The 22965-nt window shown below is 38.2% G+C and carries 24 protein-coding genes and 1 pseudogene; 5 read left to right on the top strand and 20 right to left on the bottom strand.

Going from position 1 to position 22965, the window contains the following annotated elements; translation table 11 throughout:
- Positions 1-135: 135 nt before the first annotated feature.
- Positions 136-1962, bottom strand: a complete 1827-nt coding sequence (gene lepA / locus ACZ11_RS17285; RefSeq protein ID WP_049667766.1) for a translation elongation factor 4 — start codon at positions 1960-1962, stop codon at positions 136-138.
- Between the two features lie 228 nt (positions 1963-2190).
- Between lepA and ACZ11_RS27095 the strand changes: the two are divergent.
- Positions 2191-2337 (top strand): annotated as a pseudogene (locus ACZ11_RS27095) (GNAT family N-acetyltransferase); the annotation flags it as partial.
- Between the two features lie 386 nt (positions 2338-2723).
- Here the strand turns inward: ACZ11_RS27095 and ACZ11_RS17280 are convergent.
- From ACZ11_RS17280 to gpr, 5 genes are all read right to left on the bottom strand, one after another.
- Complete coding sequence (locus ACZ11_RS17280; protein WP_049667765.1) at positions 2724-2993, bottom strand: FmdB family zinc ribbon protein; 270 nt, start codon at positions 2991-2993, stop codon at positions 2724-2726.
- A gap of 20 nt (positions 2994-3013) precedes the next feature.
- On the bottom strand, positions 3014-4192 hold the full coding sequence (gene fmdA / locus ACZ11_RS17275; protein ID WP_049667764.1) for a formamidase: 1179 nt from the start codon (positions 4190-4192) through the stop codon (positions 3014-3016).
- Positions 4193-4673: 481 nt separating this feature from the next.
- On the bottom strand, positions 4674-6569 hold the full coding sequence (locus ACZ11_RS17270; protein ID WP_049667763.1) for an acyltransferase family protein: 1896 nt from the start codon (positions 6567-6569) through the stop codon (positions 4674-4676).
- A gap of 558 nt (positions 6570-7127) precedes the next feature.
- On the bottom strand, positions 7128-8036 hold the full coding sequence (gene spoIIP / locus ACZ11_RS17265; RefSeq protein ID WP_236690897.1) for a stage II sporulation protein P: 909 nt from the start codon (positions 8034-8036) through the stop codon (positions 7128-7130).
- A 52-nt stretch (positions 8037-8088) separates the two neighbouring features.
- Complete coding sequence (gene gpr, locus ACZ11_RS17260) at positions 8089-9105, bottom strand: GPR endopeptidase (protein ID WP_049667761.1); 1017 nt, start codon at positions 9103-9105, stop codon at positions 8089-8091.
- A gap of 162 nt (positions 9106-9267) precedes the next feature.
- On the opposite strand from gpr, the gene rpsT reads away from it, so the two are divergent.
- Positions 9268-9516 (top strand): 30S ribosomal protein S20, encoded by a 249-nt coding sequence (rpsT, locus tag ACZ11_RS17255; RefSeq protein WP_049667760.1) that lies wholly within the window; start codon positions 9268-9270, stop codon positions 9514-9516.
- 171 nt (positions 9517-9687) lie between these two features.
- Here the strand turns inward: rpsT and holA are convergent, their stop codons facing one another.
- Positions 9688-10698, bottom strand: coding sequence for a DNA polymerase III subunit delta (holA, locus tag ACZ11_RS17250; RefSeq protein WP_049667759.1), 1011 nt, complete (start codon positions 10696-10698; stop codon positions 9688-9690).
- Between the two features lie 164 nt (positions 10699-10862).
- On the opposite strand from holA, the gene ACZ11_RS25340 reads away from it, so the two are divergent.
- Positions 10863-11000 (top strand): YqzM family protein, encoded by a 138-nt coding sequence (locus ACZ11_RS25340; RefSeq protein ID WP_049667758.1) that lies wholly within the window; start codon positions 10863-10865, stop codon positions 10998-11000.
- Here the strand turns inward: ACZ11_RS25340 and ACZ11_RS17240 are convergent, their stop codons facing one another.
- The 13 genes from ACZ11_RS17240 to ACZ11_RS17185 form a co-directional block, all read right to left on the bottom strand.
- Positions 11001-13214 carry a DNA internalization-related competence protein ComEC/Rec2 gene (locus ACZ11_RS17240; RefSeq protein ID WP_236690896.1) on the bottom strand — a complete coding sequence of 738 codons (2214 nt, stop codon included), beginning with the start codon at positions 13212-13214 and terminating at the stop codon, positions 11001-11003.
- A gap of 107 nt (positions 13215-13321) precedes the next feature.
- Positions 13322-13891, bottom strand: a complete 570-nt coding sequence (locus ACZ11_RS17235; protein ID WP_049667756.1) for a ComE operon protein 2 — start codon at positions 13889-13891, stop codon at positions 13322-13324.
- Between the two features lie 125 nt (positions 13892-14016).
- Positions 14017-14664 carry a helix-hairpin-helix domain-containing protein gene (locus ACZ11_RS17230; protein ID WP_049667755.1) on the bottom strand — a complete coding sequence of 216 codons (648 nt, stop codon included), beginning with the start codon at positions 14662-14664 and terminating at the stop codon, positions 14017-14019.
- A 106-nt stretch (positions 14665-14770) separates the two neighbouring features.
- A complete protein-coding gene (locus tag ACZ11_RS27090) occupies positions 14771-14926 on the bottom strand; it encodes a hypothetical protein (protein WP_236690895.1) in 156 nt (51 codons plus the stop codon).
- A gap of 720 nt (positions 14927-15646) precedes the next feature.
- The gene (locus tag ACZ11_RS17225; RefSeq protein WP_049667754.1) at positions 15647-16429 is read right to left on the bottom strand and encodes a class I SAM-dependent DNA methyltransferase; all 783 of its coding nucleotides are present in this window, start codon (positions 16427-16429) and stop codon (positions 15647-15649) included.
- A complete protein-coding gene (gene rsfS, locus ACZ11_RS17220) occupies positions 16390-16734 on the bottom strand; it encodes a ribosome silencing factor (RefSeq protein WP_049667753.1) in 345 nt (114 codons plus the stop codon). The genes ACZ11_RS17225 and rsfS overlap by 40 nt, the downstream gene beginning before the upstream one ends.
- Positions 16731-17303: a bis(5'-nucleosyl)-tetraphosphatase (symmetrical) YqeK gene (gene yqeK, locus ACZ11_RS17215; protein ID WP_049667752.1), complete on the bottom strand. Its 573-nt coding sequence runs from the start codon at positions 17301-17303 to the stop codon at positions 16731-16733. Before yqeK ends, rsfS begins: the two co-directional genes overlap by 4 nt.
- Positions 17272-17862: a nicotinate-nucleotide adenylyltransferase gene (locus tag ACZ11_RS17210; protein WP_049667751.1), complete on the bottom strand. Its 591-nt coding sequence runs from the start codon at positions 17860-17862 to the stop codon at positions 17272-17274. The genes yqeK and ACZ11_RS17210 overlap by 32 nt, the downstream gene beginning before the upstream one ends.
- Positions 17863-17871: 9 nt before the next feature.
- Complete coding sequence (gene yhbY / locus ACZ11_RS17205) at positions 17872-18174, bottom strand: ribosome assembly RNA-binding protein YhbY (protein ID WP_049667750.1); 303 nt, start codon at positions 18172-18174, stop codon at positions 17872-17874.
- 5 nt (positions 18175-18179) lie between these two features.
- Positions 18180-19010: a shikimate dehydrogenase gene (aroE, locus tag ACZ11_RS17200; RefSeq protein WP_049667749.1), complete on the bottom strand. Its 831-nt coding sequence runs from the start codon at positions 19008-19010 to the stop codon at positions 18180-18182.
- Between the two features lie 30 nt (positions 19011-19040).
- Positions 19041-20144 (bottom strand): ribosome biogenesis GTPase YqeH, encoded by a 1104-nt coding sequence (gene yqeH, locus ACZ11_RS17195; RefSeq protein ID WP_049667748.1) that lies wholly within the window; start codon positions 20142-20144, stop codon positions 19041-19043.
- On the bottom strand, positions 20141-20662 hold the full coding sequence (locus tag ACZ11_RS17190) for a YqeG family HAD IIIA-type phosphatase (RefSeq protein ID WP_049667747.1): 522 nt from the start codon (positions 20660-20662) through the stop codon (positions 20141-20143). Before ACZ11_RS17190 ends, yqeH begins: the two co-directional genes overlap by 4 nt.
- 36 nt (positions 20663-20698) lie before the next feature.
- Positions 20699-21481 carry a phosphatidylserine decarboxylase gene (locus ACZ11_RS17185; protein ID WP_049667746.1) on the bottom strand — a complete coding sequence of 261 codons (783 nt, stop codon included), beginning with the start codon at positions 21479-21481 and terminating at the stop codon, positions 20699-20701.
- A 136-nt stretch (positions 21482-21617) separates the two neighbouring features.
- On the opposite strand from ACZ11_RS17185, the gene pssA reads away from it, so the two are divergent.
- Both pssA and sigK read left to right on the top strand, forming a co-directional pair.
- Entirely contained in the window at positions 21618-22118 is a 501-nt protein-coding gene (gene pssA, locus ACZ11_RS17180) for a CDP-diacylglycerol--serine O-phosphatidyltransferase (protein ID WP_049667787.1), read from the top strand.
- 87 nt (positions 22119-22205) lie between these two features.
- Positions 22206-22913, top strand: a complete 708-nt coding sequence (sigK, locus tag ACZ11_RS17175; RefSeq protein WP_049667745.1) for an RNA polymerase sporulation sigma factor SigK — start codon at positions 22206-22208, stop codon at positions 22911-22913.
- The last annotated feature ends 52 nt before the right edge of the window (positions 22914-22965 follow it).

Here is a 22965-nt window from a genome sequence, read left to right as displayed (position 1 = left end):
ATATTTTTGATTCCATCGCAAAAGATTTATAAATTGCTGTCACAATTTAAAAGCGGTGGCAAATCGGTGGCAACTTCCACCATACTAATATAAAAACACACAATTCAAATCCTTATAAACGTTGTTATATCAACGTTACTTCGAATCATCCATCTTCAGAACAGCCATGAATGCTTCTTGTGGTACTTCGACTGAACCTACTTGTTTCATACGTTTTTTACCTTCTTTTTGTTTATCAAGAAGTTTTCGTTTACGGGAAATATCTCCACCGTAACATTTCGCTAATACGTTTTTACGCATGGCTTTAATTGTTGAACGAGCCACAATTTTTTGACCAACTGCTGCTTGAATTGGCACTTCAAATTGTTGACGTGGGATTAATTCTTTCAACTTTTCAACGATGATTTTACCACGCTCGTACGCAAAGTCACGGTGTACGATAAAGCTTAGTGCATCGACTTGCTCACCATTTAATAAGATATCCATCTTCACTAGTTTTGAAGTCTGGTAACCAATAAGTTCGTAGTCGAATGATGCATAGCCCTTCGTATTTGATTTTAAATAATCAAAGAAATCATAAACGATTTCTGATAACGGCATTTCATAAACAATGCTGACACGTGTCGTATCAATATAATCCATCGTCATAAAATTACCGCGCTTTAATTGACAAAGCTCCATAACAGCTCCTACATAATCGTTTGGTACCATAATTGTAGCTTTTACATATGGTTCTTCCACTCGATCAATTTTTTGAGGATCCGGCATAAATGATGGGTTGTCAACCTTAATTGTAGATCCATCCGTCATTTGAACATTGTAAATTACAGAAGGTGCTGTTGTAATTAAATCAATGTTAAATTCGCGCTCGATACGCTCTTGAATAATTTCCATATGTAGAAGCCCTAAGAAGCCACAACGGAAACCGAAACCAAGTGCTTGTGATGTCTCTGGTTCATATTGTAGTGCTGAGTCATTGAGCTCTAGCTTTTCTAACGCTTCACGTAAGTCATTATATTTTGCTGTATCGATTGGGTATAGTCCACAGTAAACCATTGGATTTAAACGGCGATAACCTGCTAATGGCTCAGATGCAGGGCGATTAGCAAATGTAACTGTATCCCCCACACGAGTATCACCTACATTTTTAATGGATGCTGTTAAATAGCCTACGTCACCTACTGTTAGTTCAGTCTGTGATACAACTTTTGGTGTGTGTACCCCTACTTCTATAACTTCAAATTCTGCTCCAGTAGCCATCATACGAATTTTATCGCCAGGTTTTACAGTACCATTCATGATTCGAATGGAAATAATAACACCTTTATAAGCATCATAAATAGAGTCAAAAATAAGGGCTTGTAGTGGTGCATCTGGATCACCAGTTGGTGCAGGTACCTTCTCTACAATTTGCTCTAAAATATCTTCAATTCCGATGCCAGCCTTGGCAGAAGCTAGTACCGCTTCAGAAGCATCTAATCCGATTACATCTTCAACTTCTTGACGTACACGTTCTGGATCTGCTGCTGGTAGATCGATTTTATTGATAACTGGTAAAATTTCTAGGTCATTATCAAGGGCTAAATAAACATTTGCTAATGTTTGCGCTTCAATACCTTGTGCTGCGTCCACAACTAAAATTGCGCCCTCACATGCAGCTAAACTACGTGATACTTCGTATGTGAAATCGACGTGTCCTGGTGTGTCGATTAAATGGAATATATACACTTCGCCATCTTTCGCTTCATATTTTAATTGGACTGCATTTAATTTAATCGTAATGCCTCGCTCACGCTCTAAATCCATTGAGTCAAGGAGCTGTGCTTTCATTTCACGAGATGTTAATGATTTCGTTTGCTCTAAAATACGGTCAGCAAGCGTTGATTTCCCGTGGTCAATATGTGCAATAATAGAGAAATTTCGGATATTCTCTTGTCTTTTTAAACGTGCTTCTCGGTTCATCTTTTCCACTCCTAATTAAACTATAATAAATTATACTATGAACCTTATACAAACCACAACAATAGAACGGCATAAATGCTGTTAAATCAATGATTATTCTAAATAGTGTGCCGTTCCTCTGCAAAACAATGCATTTAAAAGAAATAGTGTGGGGCTGATTGAGGCTGATGAAAACGGCGAGCGTGTGTACAGGAATGTGTGAGTAAGAAAGATTGAGGCTAATTGCTTAATCAAATCCACGGCGGCATATTAGGAGAAATTTGTTGGAATTGGTTAGAGATCTATACACTGATGATTGATGAAGATATTCGCGGATTATGTTACGGTTCTAACTTATTATTTGAAATCGAACAAATTACTTTAAATAACAAATGTTATGCCTCTCCGTTTGTCAGAATTGTGTCTAAGTTATGTCCAGGCCAGCTGTTAAACCGCTTGGCGCTTTAATAATGCACTTCAAGACTCCACAAAAAGCTGATTGGCCATTTTACAACGGGCAATCAGCTATTTTGTCGTATAGAGATGATTAATATACGTTGAATTGAACTACTCGTCACTTAGCTAACGCTTGAAGTGGGAGTCTTCTGTCGGGATCTGATAAAAAATCCTACCGACAACGCTCGGCGCTTGGGGATACCACCCGCAATAAACTAAACAGAAAACTACTGTCAGTCTTATTATTTTCACCTATCACAGTAGGCGCCTTCGCTGAATGATAGAATAGCATCTTTATCCAATATATTCAGTAAAGCAACAGGCGCTTACCCGAATTGCCACGGACGATTTGCACCCGCCTTTTTCCTTGGCTTATTGGGCCCTAATTCTTTTCGACTCATAATTTGCGGCTCCATTCCCTTTTCGATTTGCGAACTAAGTGCTCTCGAAAGTGAATACACATTCGGTGCAAAATAGACCCGATTTGACTCTAATTGGCAAATAGGACAAGTTGATTTGTCTTTATTCCCTGCCATTGATTTAAAAAATAACGTAAAATCTCCACAATCATTGCATCGAAATGTGTAACTAGGCAAGAATAAACCTCCTTATCCTATCATTTTGGCATAATATTTTTATCGAATATTTTTGTAGGGATTGCAATGGTACAACAAGCATTTGGAACATCGACTATGCCATTGATTCGACTTTCAACTGGTGCTGTACTCAGCAGCATATAGGCTTGTTCACCTGTATAACCCAGCGTTTTTAAATACTCAATGGCATTCAAGCATGCCCGACGAAACGCAAGAGTAGCATCTAAATAATGTTGTTTCCCATCCTTATTATCTACTGAAATCCCTTGGAAAACGAGGAAATCATTATAGTTTGGATCTACTGGGCCCGGTTGGAATACAGGATTTTCGTAAATTTTATAGGTTTCCATGCCACCTTTAATGACATCCACCTTTAGATCAATCCATCCTGCCATCTCGATACCACCACAAAATGTGATTTCTCCATCCCCTTGTGAAAAATGAAGATCTCCTACCGATAACTTCGCTCCCTCCACAAATACTGGGAAGAAGATTTTCGACCCTTTAGATAGATTTTTAATATCACAGTTCCCGCCATTTTCCCTTGGTGGTACTGTTCGAGCTCCTTCCTTAGCTACTCGATCAAACTCAGTCCCTTTTAATGTGCCGAGCACTGCCCTCTCCGGAGTCGGTGCATTGGCCAATGTTGGAACCCGGCCCGGGTTGGTCATGATGAGTTCTTTTTCTCGTTCATTCCATTTTTGCAAAAGTTCCATAGAGGGAGCAACGCCTATTAAGCCAGGATGGATAATCCCAGCAAACTTCACACCAGGTACATGTCTCGAAGTGGTATAAATGCCTTCAAAATCCCAGATTGATTTAGCTGCTTCTGGAAATTCGTCAACTAAGAAACTTCCCCCATTCTCTCTTGCGAAAATGCCGTTAAACCCCCACGCCGAATCTTGAAAAGTACCAATATCTAAAATATCTACGACAAGTAAATCTCCAGGTTCAACGCCGTTCACATAGACCGGTCCACTCAACACATGAACACGTGCAAGATTCACATCCCGAATATCATTTGGACTATCATCATTTTTAATTTGTCCATCTGTCCAGTCTTTACATTCCATTCTAAAAGAAGTGCCTGGATCTACTGAAAATGCTGCTGGTATGTCTGGGTGCCATCGATTGTGACCAGGATGTGCCTGTTCTTCCATTGATTTGCTTAAATCTAATTTGTACAGAGTTTTCACCATTTGATTTACTCCCCCCAGTTTATATCTAAGTGACGTATGCGATTTCATATTATCAAAGATAAGTAGAAGCGTCAAATTATTTTGAATATTCTATCTTTCTTTCGAGGAACAAACTAGAATGAATCGAGCTCAATCAAATGTATTATTTCATATTTAAAAACCTCACACATTCAGTATCCCCTTTAACTCATCCTAATTATCTAAATATTGTGGTTATTTATCAGAAAAATGGATGCAAACAACTATTTATATATAGCTGGATTATTTAATTTCTTTGTCATTTATTGTGCATCTAAAAATGGTTTGTAACTAGGATCATTAATCTTTCTTTTTTTTACGCAAATATGTACTGACAATAAAGTACAGTAAATAGCGTGCCATTTCCTCTGCAATCAATAAAAAAATGATAAAGAGTGCTTAAGATTTTCCTGCAAAAAATATCCAGCTACACTTACGTGCACTCTGGATATTTTATTACTAATTATATATTTATTGTTTGTTGGATAAGGTTTGTTAACGTATTAACACCTTTTTGTTCTAAATGTACGCCATCTGGAGCAAAGAATTCTGGATGGTTGATAGCAGCAGAATGCCAATCAATCAATGTAATATTATTATGCTCTTGAGCTTTTTGTTGTAATGAATAATTCACTTTACCTTCCCAAGAACGCGGTACCCGAGTATTCACTAAGTAAATATCTGCATTGGAGAAAGCTTCAAGTAGTGTTTCGATCTGATCATTCGTAAAGAAACCATTTGTGCCAAGTTGAATAATAACTGCTTTATTTGGCTGATTAAAACTAGCATAATTTGGTGCAAGTTCGACAGCTTGTGAAACTTGACGACCAATTTTTGCATCAATTGTAATGTTAGGATAGATATTATGTAAGCTTGTAGCAATATCTATCATTAAAGAATCTCCAATAGCTAATATCCCATTATAGGATTCATTAGGGTTAGCAGTTGCATCATTTTCTCCTTGCTTAGGTTCTTCTTTGTCCGATTGAGGGTTAGTTTCAATTTTTTCGTTCTCAACATTCGATGAATCGCTTTCTGTAGTTTCTTTTTCCGCTACTGAGTCATTATGCTTCGAAGGTTGTTCTCCACCATTTATTATAATTTCTGTTGGCTTAGATTCTTTTGATTGTGTTTGTTCTTCTCCTACAACGCCTGTCATTCCAGTAAAAAATACTAGAAGGAATAGTGGAACAAGCACCGTAGAAATTTTTCTAGTAAATGAAAAGCTGCCCCATTTATTTTTATTAAATACAAGATACTGTCGATAATAGGAGCGGAATCCTTCCTTCCGTATTGGCATTTCGATAAAACGATATGATAATTCAGCGATAATTAAAATAAGAACTAGCTGTAAAGCAACTCGCCAGTATGCAGGATTACCTATTTCATGGACTGGAGTGCCCAACACCATAATCGGATAATGCCATAGATAAATTCCATACGATCTTGAACCAATCCAACGTAGAGGCTTCAAAGAAAGTAATTTTCCTAAAATGCTAATCGGATGGCATACACACGCTATTAATATTGCTGCATTCAGACAGAAAAGGAACATGCCTCCTCTATATAAGAAAGTTTGATATTCATCTACAAAAATAATACTTAAAATGAAAATACTAAAAGCTACCAAACTTATAGCGTTTAGTTTATTGACATGGTCAGTAGATAGTTTTTGAGAAGATAGTCTTTTCATCGGCCAAATGAGAGCTAGCCAGCAACCTATAAGTAATTCAAAGGATCGTGTATCTGTCCCGTAATAAATACGGCTAGGATCAGCTCCTGGCTCATACAGTACGCCCATTAAAACAGCTGAGCATATTGCACCGATAAAGATAAAAATGGCTAATTTACTCTGTTTTTTAACAAGATAAAGCCCTAGCATTAACAGAATTGGCCAAATAAGATAAAATTGTTCTTCAATCGCTAAAGACCATAGATTTTTTATAGGTGAAGGGGATCCAAAGCTATCAAAATAAGAGAGCTTATGAAAAATGAACCACCAATTACTTGAATAAAAAATAGAGGAAATTGCGTCTCCGCGCAATGTATTTAGAAGTTCCTTATGAAATAAGGTAGCCCAAGCGAATGAAGTAATGATCATTACGTACGCAGCAGGTAATAAGCGTCGAAATCGACCAATCCAAAATTTACCTAGCCCTACTGTTAACTGATTTCCTTTTAAAGGTAAAATAGTAGAGGTTATTAAGTAACCTGATAAAACAAAAAAGATATCAACCCCTAGGAACCCACCACTGGCCCATTTGAAGTTAAAATGATAAGCTATCACAGCTAGTACTGCTAAAGCTCGAATCCCATCTAACCCGGGGATATAACGATGATTGACTGTCTTGCCTGACATAATATTCCTTCCTCTTCTTCCGATAATCTACAAACCTTTTTATAGTGTAAATTTTTTAAAGTCAATATCGTCCCCTTTTAACTAATGATTCGGTACATTCACTTATATAAATGACGGATGAGTATAAATAAAAGTTTACGATATCTTTAAATATTCTTGTGATCACTAAACAACTCGAAAATAAACTTTTCATATGTATGTTTTCCTTCATCTTTTTAAAAATAAAGGTTAATCTTTTTCATATTTTATCCATCAAAAAAGCATCTCCAAAATGGTAGATGCTTTAAAAGCGTATTTCGCCTATTGCATATGCCGATACAAAACTTTTACAGCTCATCGTCAAATCTTTATGTGCTGACTCGAAAATTATAAGGCAAGAAATGAATAATTAAAAGGCTTTACAACTATTTTTTCTAAAAAAAAATTCCTGGTATTTTTGTTAACAATCATTCAATTTTCATACTTTGTCCAAAAAATTTTTAAGTGCAACGTTTCAACAGAAAATTGGCAAAAAGAAGGCTATAAAAAATCCCTGCTTTCGCCAATTCCAAATTAAAATTATTGTTGTTTTCCTGTAATGAAGGATTTTGATATAGCTTTTCCTATTACAGCAATTGTACGATTCAATTCTTCTCCCGTATTGTCAATTCCACCCAGTTCAATTAATATCATTTCTTTTGTCAAATCTTGATTATAACGTCCATCTACATTGTCACCACTTTTTGATATAACACCTCTAGAAATCTTTGGCACAATTTCATTCATTGCAGCAGATAGACTTTCTGCATAAGCAGTATTCCATCTATAATTCTTATGTTCTGCACCAATAACAATTGCAATCCGTGCATAGGATTCATTGTTATATGTTAAAGTTGTCGCATTTTTCTTGGCAGAATCTCGATGCAAATCAATAACTAAATCGTAGGATTGCTCTTGTAAACGTTTTTCTAAATAAGGACGTACAAAGTTGTAAGAATCCGGAAAACTTTTCCCTTTAAGTTTTAGTTCCTTCATAACATCAACATCTAAAACGTCCGTTTGTATACCATTCATGCTAAAATGCTTAGAAATAGTATCTTTTAAATTTAAAATATTTGTTTTTTCATCATAAACGGCTGCTTTCCCGCTAGCAGCCTTCACCACTGGTTGATATGATTCCTGTGAATGCGTAAATAATAACAATACCTTAAATGGATCTTTTGATGAATCTTGTGTTTGATCTTGTGTTTGATCTTGTGTTTCCACTTTTGTTTGATCTTGTGTTTCCTCTTTAGTTTCCTCTTTTGTCTGCTCCAGTGCACTTTGTTCAGCTAAATTAGTAGCGGCATACACGACTTGTTTATCCTCTGGTTCTTTAATCGGAGTCGATGCTTGCTTGTTGAACGGAAGTTGCCCAGCAATGACAGGTAATACGAAGAAGAACAATAATAAACCAAATGACCACTGTAGTTTTTTTAGCAAAGTCACACCCTCCTCCACATATCGTATGGAGGGGGTGTGACTTTTAGAACGAAAAAAATTATAGATTATTGGCCCATTTCATAAGCATAGATGACACGAGTATTGCATATTTATCTACCCAATAATCCGCTTCCTTTGGCGTAACCATCAGCTGTTTATGCGAGGCTGCGAAAGTCTCTGCAAACAATTCCTGACGCTCTTCTTTAGACCACGTAGCCCATTCACCAAAAATCGGCTCAACTAAAGACATATCTAGTTCTTTATTTATATCTGGTTGCCAAGACGACAATGACAATTTCGATGAAGGTTTACTCCGCTCTGCCACCCGTGCAGCTATAGAACGTAACATTACCTCTACAGCATCCGCAATTAATACAGGTGCATCAACTACTGTTGGGACACCAATTGCGGTAACAGGAATACCAAGCATCTCATATGAAATTTCCTTACGCTGATTTCCTACACCTGAACCAGGGTGTATTCCTGTATCCGTTAATTGAATTGTTTTACATAAGCGATCACTAGCTCTCGTTGCAAGTGCGTCCACGACAATAATTAATTTAGGTTTAAGCCGCTCTGCCAACGCCGCTACAAATTCACCAGTTTCATATCCTGTTTGCCCCGTTACACCAGGCGCATACATGACGAATTTTTCATCAATTACATCTAAACTATGCAAATGATCAATAAGATACGGTCCTATAGCATCTGGTGTAATTGTACGATTCCCTAAACCGATAATTAAAATTTTGTCATCTTCTTTCCATGACATAGATTCATGCATATTTTTAAAATTCACAAGTAATTCTTTTTCAAGCTGCTCAAATCCATCCTGATCTTCTAGTGTCAAAGTAGGCACAGAAAGAGTAATGTACTGCCCTTTCTTCTTTCCAATTTGCTTCTCACCTTCTGCATTAACGAGCACATCAGTGATTTTTACCCGACCAGTATTGCGATCTTCAATTTGAATACCACTCGACTCTTTAAGCGTATCCTTTTGTTCTTTCGTTTGATGTAAAACTACCTCTTCAGACTCATCAATCAAATCCGTACGTTGCCAATTAAAATTTTGCATACAGTTCACCTCAACTGTAGTTTGTTCAAACTGTCAAGTAAATATTCTTTGCATTTATCTATTGCAATTTGTCCAAGCGTTTGTTAAAATGATTTTTGTTGTATTGACACAAGAAATCAATGAGAAGATATCATCTCGTACCTATTTTAGGAGGTGAAACATATGCCAAACATTAAATCTGCGATTAAACGCGTAAAAGTTAACGAAAAAGCTAACGCTGCTAACACTCAAGCTAAATCTGCAATGCGTACTACAGTGAAAAAAGCTGAAAACGCTGTTGCTGCTAAAGCTGAAAACACGCAAGAACTTTTACAAGCAGCTTATAAATCTTTAGATAAAGCAGCTTCAAAAGGACTTATCCACAAAAACGCGGCGGCTCGTAAAAAGTCTCGCCTTGCTAAAAAAGCGTAATTGTTAAAAAAGATCAGTTTACTCTATTAGGAGTAGCTGATCTTTTTAATTTATAAGAAAATTAATTACGCCTTGTCGTAACTTCATTATCCCACTATTGTACTTACTTTAAAGAGCTGCCCATATTGCTTCGGACAGCTCATCAATAGATGTTTTCTTATCGCTATACCCTTAAAGTTGACGCAATAAAAAGAGTTCTAAATAACGCTCACGATTGCCTCCTGTTGATTTCAGTTGTAAATCGACCTCTGCTAACTGATATAACGCCTTCAATAAGCTTTCCTCTGATGGACGATTTCGCTGCTCAACCATCAACTTGACACGATAAGGATGTATTTTTAAATTTTTTGCGATTTGCTGTGGATGATAGCCCTTTTTTAATAAATAAAAAACATTGGACATCGTACGTACATTTGATGCAAGCAATCCAACAAGCATGATAGGCTCTTGCTTTTGACGTAGTAAATCGTGATAAATAGAAAGTGCCCCTACAGAATCGTTCGCAAAATAAGCATTTAACATTTTAAAGGCATCCTGCTCTAACGTTTTTGCCACTAAATCCTCGACTAGCGTAGTAGTTATTTCACCACCATCTCCTATATAAAGAGTTAGCTTCTCAATTTCCATTTGCAACTGTAGCATATTCGCTCCAACCATTGAGACAAGCTGCTCAATCGCATTTTGTGAAATGCTGTTGCCCTCCGCTTTAACTATACTCTGTATCCACACAGCTAAGTCCTGCTCCTTCGGTGTTTCAGCTTGGACTAAAAACGCATGCTCCTTCATCATCTTTGTCACTTTTTTACGTTCATCCAATTTTTCATAAGGTGCGATAAAAACTGTTACTGAAAAATCAGAAGGATTAGCAAGCCATGCTTCTAAGCGTTTAATATCATGGTCAATTTTTTCTTTTCCTTTTTCGGTTGCCTTTAAAAAGGATGCGTTTTTAGCAATGATTAGCTTCCGCTCAGAGAAAAAAGGAATTGTATCTGCTTCATCCATAACGGCATCCACTGGCACTTCTTCCAAATCAAATGTTGACATCTCTATCTCTTCTTCGGGTCCAATTGCTTCTTTTAACCGTTTAACTGTTTCATCTATAAAATAGCCTTCCTCACCCACGAGTAAATAAACTGGTGAGAGCTCTCCTTTTTTGATATTATTCCAAACCGTTGAAATCATAATTTTCCCTCCATCTAGCAATACTACTAGTATACATGATTTGAATTCCTTTGTGACTTTGACCGAATTGTGTCGATTCTTTGCCACATGGTAAATTCTCCTTTTCGATATAGCTTTTATGAAAACGATGTCTTATAATAAATAACAGAATTGGAGGGATAACAATGAATCCATTTGAAGGAAAAAACATACAATGTCGCCGTAACGATGCAATCGATTCTGGAGTTGGCTTCGGTGTATCATTCGGAATGTTTGCAATTATGTTTCTCATCGCAATAGTAGTAGAAGTAGCATCTAGATAATTAAATGTAATGTACGAGGTAAAAGACCTTGCTCATTGGGACAAGGTCTTTTTCCTTTTGCACAGACCAACTATTTCCACGAATTTTTACTTCAATCGTCCCAACTATTCCTGTTGTTAATATAAATAAATCTCGACTTGTAAAACGCTTCACAACCTCATCATGCGGATGACGATAGCGATTATTAAGCCCAGCGCTGAAAATGGTTAATTCAGGTCGTAACAGCTCTACAAAAGGCTCAATACTTGATGTTTTACTCCCATGGTGTCCAGCCTTCAACAATGTCATATTCGCTAATAGCTTGTTGTAAAGATGAATAAGCTCCTGTTCACCATGTTCCTCTAAGTCACCCGTTAACAATGCTCTAAATGACCCCTGTTGCATATATAAAACAATTGAATCATCATTACCCTCATAAAGGGTGTCACGGGGCCAGAGATAATAAAAACTAGTTTCTCCTACGCGCCACGCTGTCCCCTGCATTTTTTCTTTCACAGGAACTTTCTGCTTTTTGGCTTCCATCAGTAAATCCCGCATTACAGGTTTATCCATTGAACCAGGAGTGAGGTGAATTTCACGCATGTTAATCTCTTGCAAAATCTCTTCAGCTCCCTCTACGTGATCGGCATCCGCATGAGTGGCGATAAAAATATCAATGTCCCGTATCCCTCTACCTTTCAAAAACGGTACAACAACTTGTCTCCCAACCTCATATGGGCTTTCTGAAGTCTTCCATCCTTCTTGCTCAAAGCGTAGTAAGCCGCCTGAATCAATAACATATACAGCCCTTCTAAACGGTAATTCAATAACAGTACAATCACCCTGACCAACGTTTAAAAATGTAAGCTTAGTTTCGTTAAACAACATTGGCGATAAATGAATACATAATGCAGGAATGAACATGACAACTGCAAATTTACCATAATGTTTTATTTCGATAAAATAGAAACCCGCTAATACACTTATCAAAGCCACGCAAATAAGCCATATAGCAGGCTTCCCTGGCGACCACAGCTGAAACGGCAATTCCTGAAGATATAATATAAACTTTGTAAGCCAAACTCGGAGCGGCTCGTACCCAACAAACAAAGCTTTTGCTACTGGCATTGATATAAACGTTATTACAAACATAGCAATATTTAAGGGCAAAATAACAAAGGAAAATAGAGGTACGAAAATAATATTTGCTAAAAATGAAGAAATTGAAATTTCATAAAAATGATGAAGTAATAATGGATAAACAAGAAGCTGGCACACAAATGTAATGAAAAATGAACGGATTAACCAGTTCGAGGATCTTCTTAAAATGACGCCAGAATAGACAAGACTAACCGTTGCTAAATATGACAATTGAAAGCCGATCTGATAAATGACACCTGGTTCAAGTAGGACAAAGCAAAGAAAACTAATTGCTAGGGCATCATCAATCGATATTTGCCACCTAGCGTAACGCATCAGCATGACTAATTCTACGACAGATACTGCACGCCATACAGAAGGAGCACCGCCAGCTAGCACCCCATAGATAGGTAAGACGATGAGCAAAACTATAGTCGCCATTTCCTTCCGTATGCCTATACGTAAAAGACCTTCAAAAAACAACCATGAGACAAGCGCCACATGCAGACCAGAGATAGCAAATAGATGTGTGATACCAAGCTTTTGATAGGCTCTCTGAAGCTCATGATCGACTTGATCCTGTGATCCTATTAGAAGTGCTTGTGCCTCTGCAACTAGTGACTCTGGGAATGTTGTTTCAATATGTTTTTTCATAGAGTGTCTCTGTTTAGCAAGAAACGAACGAATGGATTTATTCTCTTCTATAAAGGTCCAGCTTGAAATTTCAAATATTCCCCTGGCACCTTTACTTATCAAATATTTTTCCATAGAAAACGCATACGCATGTGCAGGAGGAAGAGGTGCTATAAGTTCTCCTTGAACTAGATAGGTCCTACCTGTCAATGAAGTAGTTTCATAAAAGCTTTTCTCTTCTTCTGATGAAAATGTAAAGACGACATACAGCTTCTCACCTGTTTCAGTTTTGACAAAGCCTCTAAGCTTTTGACCAGTTATTTTATATTCACTCGACCAAGTTATTTGGAATGCTGACGGTAGAGGGGGAGATTCCGTCAATTGAAATGTAATAATGAAGAAATAGGAAAGAAATCCACTGATGATAACAAGCGCTGAAATTAAACGTGTTTCACCTTTCAATTTAAGCCATAACGCTAAAAACAGAAGTATAGAGAGTAGCCAAGCTGACTTGTGTGCCGCTATTGAAGCAACAAGTACAGCTAGTGCTACGTAAATCCATTTATGCTTTAAAGCTCTTTGCCAAATAATGCACTCACCTTCTGTTCATATGGGAGCAATTTTTCTGCAGGCATACCACTCTCACGTAGCTCGTTTAGCATGTCTATATACAAGGCTAATTTTTCTTCGCTTAAAAAGTCGATTTTGCGTTCATCAAACGGAACGTGTACAACCTCTACACCTGCTTTTTCAAATAATTCTTGTGCATAAGGGTTATTTTTATAATCGGTAGCGTAATACACACGTTCAATACCTGCTTGAATAATAGATTTCGTACATGGCAGACACGGGAAATGTGTAACATATAAGTCTGCACCTTTTGTAGGCGTACCATATTTAGCACATTGTAGCAGTGCATTCATCTCAGCATGCACTGTACGTACACAATGGTTATCAACAACGTAGCAGCCTTGTTCAATACAATGTTCATCACCTGTAATTGAACCATTATAGCCACCTGCAATAATTCGCTTATCCCTAACGACAGTTGCTCCTACCGCAAGTCTTGTACATGTACTACGTAATGCGAGTAAATGGCTTTGCGCCATGAAAAATTGATCCCAAGTAATTCGCTCCATATGACTACCTCCGAAAATTTACTTATATTGATTATTTACGCTGTGCTTTTATTGCAACAGTCCTTTTCTACTATCAGTGTAGCCCTTTTTGAAAAGAGTCGTCAATATCATAAAACTTACTGTCATTACTTAACTGTAATAAAATCCTTTAGTTTCTCAAATGTTTTGTCGCCAATACCACTCACTTTTTTTAAATCCTCAATTGTTTTAAAGCCACCATTCTCCTCACGGTACGAAATAATGCTTTGCGCCTTTGATGGACCAATACCTGATAATGTCGTAAGCATTGCTTCATCTGCTTTATTTAAATTGACCTTTTGGTCTTTCATACCGTTGTCACCTTGTGATGTTCCACTAGTAGGCATTTCCAAGAGATTAGGAGTAATTTCGTCTAGCTTTTCACCCTTTTGAGGAATGTAAATAACCATCTCATCCTCAACTTTTTGCGCATGATTAATGAGTTGCGTATCAGCATCCTGAGTGTAGCCACCTGCAAGCTTTACTGCATCTATAATTCGCTGGTCAGTCTGTAACTCATAGACACCTGGATACATAACAGCACCCTTTATATCAACAAATACCTGCTGTATGACCGCTTCCTCAACAGATTCTTTCATATCAGGTTGTTCAATAGGTTGGATTGTTTCGATGAGCTCTTCTTGGGGAGGTGAAGAGTCAGAACTCGAAAAAAAGAAGTAACAGAGTCCACTGATTATAAGTATGCCGGGGAGCAACATACTTTTTTTATACTTTTGCCAAAAAGATTGGATCATCAAATAACATCCTTTCCTTTGCAAAAGGTAATCATATGGAGTCAATTTCATCTTACATTATCATTCATGCGTTGAAAAGATAAATTATTTATAGAAAGTGCTAAGACTAATAATGAAAGCCCATCACCATAACGTGGGGTTGATTTCCGTTCTGACTGGAGCTTTGTTGCTGTCGCTTCGCTTTCGCGCAGATAAAACATTTGTCGCTGTCGCTTCGCTTTCGTGCAGTTAAAACATTGTTGCTGTCGCTTCGCTTTCGCACAGAGCAAAGCTTCCTGGGGGCGTCCGATGAGCCGCTTCGCTCCAGGGTCTCGGGCCAACAGATGTTTTTTACGCGAAAGCGAAGCGGCAACAAAAGGGTTTCATTCTGTGCGAAAGCGTAGTGTAACGTAGCGACAGCAACAGGGGTTTCATTCTGTGCGAAAGCGTAGTGCAACGTAGCGGNTGTCGCTGTCGCTTCGCTTTCGTGCAGTTAAAACATTGTTGCTGTCGCTTCGCTTTCGCACAGAGCAAAGCTTCCTGGGGGCGTCCGATGAGCCGCTTCGCTCCAGGGTCTCGGGCCAACAGATGTTTTTTACGCGAAAGCGAAGCGGCAACAAAAGGGTTTCATTCTGTGCGAAAGCGTAGTGTAACGTAGCGACAGCAACAGGGGTTTCATTCTGTGCGAAAGCGTAGTGCAACGTAGCGGCAGCAACAGCACCGATGTTGGTCACGAAGGCGTTATCACAGGACGTGATGATTTTAGCTTTCGTTCCACTGTCGCTGATCCCCAAGGAGTCGCCCAGTCTCCACTCCAATCAACTTAATCACTTTTATTTCTACCGTTACAATAGGAAAAGAACCACAGTGCATATTTGTGCAAAGTGGCTCTTTTTAAGCAATACTTTATTAAGGTTTTCGTCTTCTAGAAGATCTTTAAATTCCGCTTGAAACAATGAAAAGTAAAAACGCTCACTGGTTAGTTAACCAGCAAGCTGTTTTACTATTTCACCGCACGGATAAAAATGCGTTCACTTTCATATTCAGGGCATTCATCTGTAAAATCTGCTGTTATTTCTACATGTTTAAAGCCAATTTCCTGAAGCCATGCCATATATTGCTCAATCGAGAATGTGCGTTGGTTATGTTCCTCGTCAAAGCGTTCATACAGACCACTCTCAGCATCACGCACATAAAACGTCATTTGGTGGATAACTGAATGTTCGAAATCGCCAGGTTCCGTATGCCATACATAGCTAATATCACCATCGTCATACGTAAAAGGTCCGTCTAAAAATATATCATTCATTTTAAATAATGAATGTACGTCAAAAAACAGCTGGCCTCCATCTCGTAAAGCACTATAAATTCGTTCTAATGTTGAATAAACTGCTTTTTCTTCAATTACATAATTCAGCGAATCAATAGCAATCGTTACAACGTCAAGCGCCTCAAAGCCCTCTAATTCATCCATCGACAGACAATAGAGGGGTACATGTAATCCTGCATCAGCAAAGCGCTCTGCGGCAATTGAGAGCATATTTTCAGATAAGTCAATTCCACTCACCTTGTAACCCGCCTTCGCAAACAGCAGACCAAGTACACCTGTACCACAGCCGATATCTAAAAGATTTGGGAATTGACTGCTCGGTGCATGCTGCAAAACCCATTCCACATAAAGATTGTAAGGGATATCGGTTTGCAGCTCATCATACACTTGAGCAAAACGTTCGTAACTACTCACACTTAAGCCTCTGGCATGTCTAGTTGCGGTGCATCGCCCCATAGACGCTCTAGGTTATAATAAGCGCGTTCATCTTTATGGAATACATGCGCTACTACATCTCCAAGATCAACAAGTACCCAGCGTGCTGCATCAAAGCCTTCTACACGGCGAATTTCATAGCCCTCTTTTTCTGCTATCTCTTGTAATTCACGTGCGATTGCTTGCACTTGGCGATCAGAATTACCATGAGCAATAATAAAGTAATCCGCTAAAAGTGAAATGCCTTGCATATTTAAAACGACAATATCCTCACCATGTTTGTCGTCAATTGCTTTGTAAGCTGATTGTAATAAAGTTGAAGTCATCCTTCACTGTCCTCTCTTTTTATCATATCGTTATAACATTCTATTGATAATGGATAAATTGGTTGTTTTGTGTCAATTAAAAATGCCAATGTATGGCGCACACAAGCACTCATCGCTTTATCCAAATTTTTCATTGCTTTTTTTCGCAGACGATCAACACCATCAAATTTACGATTAGGTTCAATCATATCTGCAACAAAAATTATTTTTTCTAGACGGCTCATGCCCACGCGTCCTGTAGTATGAAAACGAATAGCATTTAACATATCCTCATCTATAATGCCAAATTCGCTTTCTGCAATATATGCACCAACTGGACCATGCAGTAATTCACTACCCCAGCCAATAAGGCGAGCATCTAATTTTTCGTCACGGACGATTTTCTCCATCCATTCGATATCTGCATATTTTGCAATATCGTGAAGGATGGCAGCTATCTCAGCCTTTTTTTCATCCTCACCATATAATGTTGCTAGCTCAATGGCTGTTTCCATTACACCAATGGTATGAATATAGCGCTTCTCAGGCATGCGTGGCTTAATCGCTGCCAAGTACTGTTCGCGTTCCATATAGACCTTCCTCTCGTATGAACGTCTCTACCTCTTCAGGTAGTAAAAAAGTAACCGTTCCTCCATTGGCAAGTCGTTCACGAATCAGTGTGGACGATAAATCGATTTGGGGAGCCTCCACCATTACTATAGGATACTCTGTAGTGGCCTCTGTTCCTGGACGCTTTACTCCTACAAATTGCACAAGCTTCACTAATTCATCAATACAGTACCATGTATGAAGCGAATCAATCATGTCGCCTCCAATGATGAAGTAAAACTTCACATTAGGCTCTCTTATACACATCGCAGAAAGTGTTTTATATGAATAGGATACGCCACCCTTCTCCACCTCATACGACTCCATAGAAAAATACGGATATGGACTTATTGCACGCTTTACCATTTCAAGGCGTTCCTCATCGCTAGCATCATGACGCGCGAACTTATGTGGTGGCAACGCATTGGGCATAAAGCGAACTTCATTGAGATCTAATGCATGCATTACTTCATTAGCCATCATTAAATGTCCATTATGTGGTGGATTAAATGTACCTCCCAGTAAACCGACCTTTTTCATCGTCTCACCTTATTTCGTTGCTTTTGGTAATACAATCTTTTTATGATTGCGTGACTCTTTATATAAAACAACTGTCAGTCCAATTAATTGTACAAGCTCTGCATGAGTACCTTTAGCAAGTGCTTCTGCAACTTCATGCTTGTCCTCCTCACAGTTATCTAAAATACGTACCTTAATCAACTCTCGTACTTCTAATGCTTCACGGATTTGCTTTGTCATTTCGTCATTAACGCCGCCTTTTCCTACTTGGAAAATCGGTGATAAATGGTGTGCTTCTGCACGTAAAAAACGTTTTTGTTTACCTGTTAACATAAAAATTAATTTCCTCCTAATTGCGCCTTTAATTGCGCAATCATTGAATTTGTATTTGGGTATTCACCAATCCAATGCTCAAAAGCAATTGCCCCTTGGTGAACGAACATTCCAAGACCCGTAACGACGGTTGCTCCTTTTTCCTCAGCCGCTTTTAAAAAAGGCGTCATTAATGGATTATACACAATATCGGCCACAATTGCGCCTTTTGCAAGTCGTTCTAGTGAAAATGGCATTGAAAAATTGCCCGTAGCAAGTCCAGCCGATGTCATTTGCACTAAAATGCCGAAATCAGCTAATGTTTCCTCAGCCTCTGCTAAAGAAATAGCATTACCTATACCCATTTCATCGACAATTGCTTGGGCATTTGCCACTGTGCGGTTTGCAATTGTTAAATTCGTATAACCTTGCTGCTGCATTGCAAAAGCAATACCACGAGCAGCACCGCCCGCACCAATAAGAAGAACTGACTTGTCTTGATGTGACTTACCGACTGCCTCTTCTAACGAGCGTACAAAACCAACACCGTCTGTATTGTATCCCTTTAATCTACCTTCTTTTGTTCGGACAACCGTATTGACAGCTCCCATTTTTTGGGCCAACTCATCTAGCTCGTCTAAATAAGGAATGATCGCTGTTTTATGTGGGATTGTAATATTCCAGCCACTAGCACCTAATGTTTTCAAGCCAGCAACCGCTGACTCCAAATTTTCAGAAGATACATGCACTGGAATATACGTCGCATCTATCGACATTTCCTCGAACCAAGCATTATGCATCGTTGGGGATTTTGAATGCTTAATCGGATCACCCATAACTGCAAACCATTTCTTCATTTCCTAGTCCCTCTTCTCTACTTGTACATCCTAAATAAGTGATGGGCGAATTGAAACTTGCACACCCTTTGGCGCATAAGCCGCTACAACTACATTGGCATGCTGCACAGTAATCCATCCAAGACCAGAGAATACAACATCTGTTTTCGCTTCTTTGATAGAGAACTCATGACGCACTAATGGCGGTAGCTGTTCTATAAATTCAGCAGTTGGAGGCGCCAACAATTCACCCTTATGCTCTGCATACAATGCATCTGCCTTCTCCAGCTTTGTTCGGTGTATTGGTAAGTCATTTGCCACGTGAACCGTAAATGCTGAACGATCTCCTTGAATAAAGTCAAAGCGGGCAAGGGCGCCGATAAATAATGTTTGTCCAGCATTTTGTTGATACACTTTTGGCTTTATTTCTTTTTTAGGCATAATATATTTTAATTCGCTAGAGTCAATATGGTGTGCCATCTGATGATGATTAATAATTCCTGGAGTATCATATAATGCACTACCATCATCTAATGGAATTTCAATCATATCTAAAGTGGTACCTGGGAAATGAGAAGTTGTAATAATCTCACCTTCACCAGTAGCCTGCTTGATAATGCGATTAATGAACGTGGATTTCCCAACATTTGTACAACCTACAACGTACACATTTTGTCCATTACGGTACTCATCAATGGCTTCCATAGCTTCGGCCATCCCGTTACCTTTATGGGCACTCACTAAAAGTACATCGACAGGTTGTAGACCAAGAGCCTTTGCTTCACGTTTTAGCCAATTAATCACTTTTTTCGGTTTCACAGATTTCGGTAATAAATCGGCTTTATTCGCGATTAATAACACTGGATTATTACCTACGAAGCGGTGAAGTCCTGGTAGCCAGCTCCCATTGAAGTCAAATATATCAACAATTTTTACGATTAAGCCTTGCTGTGTTCCAAGACCGTTTAATATGCGTAAAAAGTCGTCATCTGTTAATGACACTGGTTGAATTTCATTATAATTTTTCAAACGGAAGCAACGTTGGCAAATGACCACGTCTTTTTCTAATGATGATGGGGGTGCATACCCAACTGCTGTTTTATCTTCTGTTTGAATTGTTGTACCACAGCCAATACAATTTGGCATTTCGTTCATTCTTTTTCCTCCCAAGTACTGATTCCTTTTCGTTTTAAATTATTGAACACACGACGTTCAATAAATCGGTTGAATTTTGTTACGAGACCATCTGATTGTGCAACTGGTTTTACTAGTACCGTATGCAAGCCTAAGCGATTAGCGCCCATTACATCTGTTAGTAGTTGGTCTCCTACCATTACTACTTCCTGTGGTCGTAGCCCTAATTGAACAATTGCACTATAAAAGGCATTACGAAGTGGCTTTCTCGCCTTATGAATATAAGGAATACCTAATGGCTCAGCAAATTGCTTAACACGTGCTTCTTTGTTATTCGACGCAATAATAACACGAATGCCTGATTCTTTCATAATGCGTAGCCAAATAATAAGCTCTTCCGTTGCATCTGCGCGGTCCCATTCCACAAGCGTATTATCTAAATCCGTAATAATCCCTTTAATGCCTAAGTCTTGAAGCTTTTCCGGTGTAATTTCATAAATACTCGTGACAAATTCATCTGGTAATAAAAAATTATACAAAATAGCGACCCCTAATCTAAATGTATTATTCGACCATTATAGCATATTTGCGAAGGCTTCACCCATTCGAATTGGGCTTCCTTGTACAACATTTTCCGTAAATTCTATTGCATCCTTTTCAAACAGCATAACTACTGTTGAGCCGAATGAAAAATATCCGACTTCTTCACCCTTATGCCACTGTGTTGTTGTATTAGTGAGCATGATAGAGTTTACAAAGGTAGCACCAACTTTAATAAACGCTATCTGCTGATTATTCGCCACTTTCAGCTCCGTTACTGAACGATAATTGTGTGAAATAGGTTTTTTACCGTATGTAAGACCGAGCTGGTTAACAGGAAAAGATTTTTGACCAAGTGTATATTGTCTAAGCACTTCCCCATCAATCGGGCTATGAATACGGTGATAATCTGCAGGACTTAAGTAAAACACGATAAAATGTCCATCTGCATATTGTGTAGCACGTTCTGCATTGCCAAGTAAATCATGTAAAGCATAAGGCTTACCCTTTACATGAAATGTCATATCCCATTCGATACGTCCAAATGATTCCACTTTTGCATCCACTGGACTTACATAAGTAGTGGGATTTTGTTCAATTGGACGCGCATCTTCTAAAAGCTCTCTTGTAAAAAAGTCATGTAAACTTGAAAATTGTTGTTGTTTTTTTGAAACCTCTTCAAGATTAATGTCGTATACCTTCATATAACTAGGAATCATACGTTTACTCCACTTTGCTTTTGCAATAGATTGCAAAAGATGGGAGGATTGCTTACCATTTGTTAATTCAATCAAGCGTTGATATAGTTTTTCTTTCATAAAACAAAACCCCTATCGATTAATTTAGACTGTCAATTTTTTCGCATTCGAAGTATAATGGTACAATATCTTAAGTGCAAAGGAGTGATCCCCCTTGTTTTTTTATCACAAGTTGGTGGATACCACGGTTAAGAAAATGAAATCGCAAGCAGCAAACTTTATCACAATCAGTAATATGTCCTTCGGCGGCGCGGCCATAATGGCTACACTACACGAATACTATAGCTACAGTGTCTTGTTTATCTTTATTGCAGCCCTTCTTGATCGTTATGATGGAAAGGTAGCTAGAGCACTCGGACAAGTGTCTGATCTAGGTAAACAATTAGATTCTATGAGTGATATTATATCATTTGGTGTAGCGCCTGCATTATTAATGTATAAAGTTGTCTTAGTCGACTTTGGTTTCGTTGGAATGACAATGACAGTACTATACATCATTTGCGGTGCGATGAGATTAGCTCGCTTCAATATTTCTGATGCAAACGGTTATTTTACAGGGTTACCAATTACAGCTGCAGGTACGATCTTAACTTTAACGTATTTTGCATCTAATACGTTCCACCCGGCATTTTACCTTTTCCTATTCCCAATACTAGCATTACTCATGATTAGTACAATCACGTTAAAAAAAGTGTAACAGCGCATTTGCTGTTGCACTTTTTTTCATTTAACACAGTTTTATAACATATACTGTCGAAAAATGGGGAAAGGATGAAATCATTCAATGAGCGGAATTTTTACATCTATGTTGCAGTTATGGCTTGAGATCCCAGCGTTACTTGGCTATTTAAAGGGGCAAACATTCCATAAACCCTTTTCAAAAGAAGAGGAAGCTGCTTGTATTGAACGATTTTTAGGCGGTGATGAGCAAGCGCGTCTTGATCTAATTGAACGCAATATGAGACTCGTCGCACACGTTGTGAAAAAATTCCACCCAAAGCATGAACAACTTGATGATTATATTTCCATCGGTACTATTGGTCTTATGAAAGCTGTAGAAAGTTATACTCCTGACAAAAAAACACGCCTTGCCACTTATGCTGCCCGTTGTATCGAAAATGAAATTTTAATGCATCTTCGTACACAGAAAAAAGTGCAAAAAGATGTTTCCTTATTTGAGCCAATCGGTACAGATAAAGATGGTAATGCCCTACAAATCCGAGATCTCTTACAATGCGATGAAGAAAGTGCAACAGAAAAAATTGAACATAAAGAGCATGTTGCACAACTATATCATTATCTGCATATGCTTGACGAACGTGAACTCGAAATCGTTACACTCCGCTATGGTTTAAACCAGCAAGATGCACTTACACAAAAGGAAATCGCTGCACGTTTAAATATTTCTCGTAGCTATGTATCTCGCATTGAAAAGCGAGCACTTATTAAACTCTATCAATTATATAAACGAGATCAAAAAATAATTGAGTAATATATTGTAAATTGATAATTATATAATTTCAATATTTCCATTACATTATTCT

The sequence above is a fragment of the Lysinibacillus xylanilyticus genome, assembly GCF_001183605.1.
GTDB lineage: Bacteria > Bacillota > Bacilli > Bacillales_A > Planococcaceae > Lysinibacillus > Lysinibacillus xylanilyticus.
The sequence above is the reverse complement of the archived record's forward strand: the minus strand, read 5'-3'. Positions and strand labels throughout refer to the sequence as shown.

Bases quoted from the DNA above. Each gene is read 5' to 3' on its own strand.
- lepA (WP_049667766.1), bottom strand. From the start codon at position 1,962: ATGAACCGAGAAGCACGTTTAAAAAGACAAGAGAATATCCGAAATTTC.
- fmdA (WP_049667764.1), bottom strand. From the start codon at position 4,192: ATGGTGAAAACTCTGTACAAATTAGATTTAAGCAAATCAATGGAAGAA.
- ACZ11_RS17270 (WP_049667763.1), bottom strand. From the start codon at position 6,569: ATGTCAGGCAAGACAGTCAATCATCGTTATATCCCCGGGTTAGATGGG.
- gpr (WP_049667761.1), bottom strand. From the start codon at position 9,105: ATGCAAAATTTTAATTGGCAACGTACGGATTTGATTGATGAGTCTGAA.
- rpsT (WP_049667760.1), top strand. From the start codon at position 9,268: ATGCCAAACATTAAATCTGCGATTAAACGCGTAAAAGTTAACGAAAAA.
- holA (WP_049667759.1), bottom strand. From the start codon at position 10,698: ATGATTTCAACGGTTTGGAATAATATCAAAAAAGGAGAGCTCTCACCA.
- ACZ11_RS25340 (WP_049667758.1), top strand. From the start codon at position 10,863: ATGAATCCATTTGAAGGAAAAAACATACAATGTCGCCGTAACGATGCA.
- ACZ11_RS17235 (WP_049667756.1), bottom strand. From the start codon at position 13,891: ATGGAGCGAATTACTTGGGATCAATTTTTCATGGCGCAAAGCCATTTA.
- ACZ11_RS17230 (WP_049667755.1), bottom strand. From the start codon at position 14,664: ATGATCCAATCTTTTTGGCAAAAGTATAAAAAAAGTATGTTGCTCCCC.
- ACZ11_RS17225 (WP_049667754.1), bottom strand. From the start codon at position 16,429: ATGGGGCGATGCACCGCAACTAGACATGCCAGAGGCTTAAGTGTGAGT.
- rsfS (WP_049667753.1), bottom strand. From the start codon at position 16,734: ATGACTTCAACTTTATTACAATCAGCTTACAAAGCAATTGACGACAAA.
- yqeK (WP_049667752.1), bottom strand. From the start codon at position 17,303: ATGGAACGCGAACAGTACTTGGCAGCGATTAAGCCACGCATGCCTGAG.
- ACZ11_RS17210 (WP_049667751.1), bottom strand. From the start codon at position 17,862: ATGAAAAAGGTCGGTTTACTGGGAGGTACATTTAATCCACCACATAAT.
- yhbY (WP_049667750.1), bottom strand. From the start codon at position 18,174: ATGTTAACAGGTAAACAAAAACGTTTTTTACGTGCAGAAGCACACCAT.
- aroE (WP_049667749.1), bottom strand. From the start codon at position 19,010: ATGAAGAAATGGTTTGCAGTTATGGGTGATCCGATTAAGCATTCAAAA.
- yqeH (WP_049667748.1), bottom strand. From the start codon at position 20,144: ATGAACGAAATGCCAAATTGTATTGGCTGTGGTACAACAATTCAAACA.
- ACZ11_RS17185 (WP_049667746.1), bottom strand. From the start codon at position 21,481: ATGAAAGAAAAACTATATCAACGCTTGATTGAATTAACAAATGGTAAG.
- pssA (WP_049667787.1), top strand. From the start codon at position 21,618: ATGAAATCGCAAGCAGCAAACTTTATCACAATCAGTAATATGTCCTTC.
- sigK (WP_049667745.1), top strand. From the start codon at position 22,206: ATGAGCGGAATTTTTACATCTATGTTGCAGTTATGGCTTGAGATCCCA.